The organism is Pseudomonas sp. RL_5y_Pfl2_73, from assembly GCF_963970515.1.
Classification (GTDB): Bacteria; Pseudomonadota; Gammaproteobacteria; order Pseudomonadales; family Pseudomonadaceae; genus Aquipseudomonas.
On record NZ_CAXAPD010000096.1, the window covers coordinates 1 to 1,857 of the forward strand.

Here is a 1,857-nt window from a genome sequence, read left to right on the forward strand (position 1 = left end):
CCAGCACATCCGGGCCGACGCCGTGAGTGATCAACTGACGGGCGCGGCGGTTGGCCTGGGCGTTGAGTTCGCCGTAGGTCAGGGTTTGGGCGTTGCAACGCAAAGCGATGGCGTCGGGACGCGAACGTGCCTGTTCGGCGATGCGCTGATGCAGGCAGGCCTCGCCCGGGAAGCTGCGCGGGGCCGGGTTCCATTGGGTGATGTGTTGCTGTTGCAAGGTGGCCGTCAGCAACGGCAGTTCAGCGATGCGTTGCTGGGGATTGGCAACGATGCCGCGCAACAGGTTCAGCCAGTGTTCGGCCAGGCGCTGCACGGTGCTGGCGTCGAACAAGTCAGTGGCATAGGTCAGCGCCGCACCGAGTTCACCCTCGGCTTCCAGGGTGTCGAGGGTCAAGTCGAACTGGGCGGTCTGGCTTTCCCATTCCTGGGCCTTGATCACCAGACCGGGGAGCGCCGGCAGTGCCTGGCGAGCCACGCTCTGGTGGTTGTACAACACCTGGAACAACGGGCTGTGGCTCAGGTTGCGTTCAGGCCGCAGTGTTTCGACCAGTTGTTCGAACGGTAGGTCCTGATGGGCCTCGGCGCCGATGGCTGCCTGTTTGACCTGTGCCAGCAATTCACTGAAACGCTGCTGCGGATCCACCTCGACCTTGAGCACCTGGGTGTTGACGAAGAAGCCGATCAGGCCTTCGGTTTCCACCCGGTTGCGGTTGGCAATGGGCACGCCGACACGAATGTCCGACTGGCCGCTGTAGCGGTGCAGCAAGGCTTGGAACGACGCCAGCAAGACCATGAACAGCGTGCTGCCTTCGCGCTGGGCCAGCTGTCGCAGCTGTTGGCCCAAGGCCTGCGGCAAGTCGATCGCCAGGCGGGCGCCGGCAAAACTCTGCCGGGTCGGACGCGGCCGGTCGGTGGGCAGCGTCAGCAAAGGCTGCTCGCCCCCCAGCACCTCGGTCCAATACGCCAGTTGCCGTTCTCGCTCGCCGGCGTCCATCCACTGACGTTGCCATACCGCGTAATCGGCGTACTGGATCGGCAGCTCGGCCAATGCCAGGGAGTCACCCTGGCGGCACGCGACATAACCCTGCATCAGTTCCTGCACTAGCAATTGCATCGACCAGCCATCGGAGACGATGTGGTGCTGGGTCAGCACCAGCACATGCTCGTCGGCCGCCACCCGCAACAGGCCGACCCGCAGCAGCGGGCCGTTTTGCAGGTCGAATGGCTCAGCGATTTGCCGTTGGACGAAGGCCTGCACCTGTTCGCTGCCGCCGTCGAGCTCCTGCGCGATTACGACCGGATTCATCTGTGGATGAATGACCTGGAACGCTTGTTCATCGACCTGGAAGAAGCTGGTACGCAGGCTTTCGTGGCGCCGCACCAGGGCGGCGAAACTCTGTTGCAGGGCCTGCAGGTCCAGGTCGCCCTGAATCCGCAGCGCCGCTGGAATGTGGTACGCCGCGCTGTCGGGCTCCATCTGCCAGAGGAACCACTGGCGTTGCTGGGCGTAGGACAACGGCAACGGCGCCGGGCCCCGGGAAAGACGCGGGATGCTCGTCGGCCGAGCCACATCGCCGTCCATCAGCGCCGCCACACAGGCCTCAAGGCCGGCGTTTTCGAACAACTGGCGCAGTTGCAGGTTCAGGCCGAGGGCCTGGCGAATGCGCGACACCATCTGCGTCGCCAGCAGCGAGTGGCCGCCCAACTCGAAGAAGTTATCGCTCAAGCCGACCCGCTCGACCTTGAGCACGTCTTGCCAGATCGCGGCTATCTGCTGTTCCAACTCACTTCGCGGCGCCACGTAGTCCTGCTGGACCTGGCTGGCGTCGGCGGTCGGCAGGGCCTTGCGGTCGAGCT

1 protein-coding gene is annotated in these 1,857 nt (G+C 64.7%); it reads right to left on the reverse strand.

Features of this window, described 5'->3' with window-relative positions; translation table 11 throughout:
- On the reverse strand, positions 1 to 1,857 hold a 1,857-nt coding region (locus tag AACY42_RS28320; protein WP_339483799.1), incomplete at both ends, for a condensation domain-containing protein.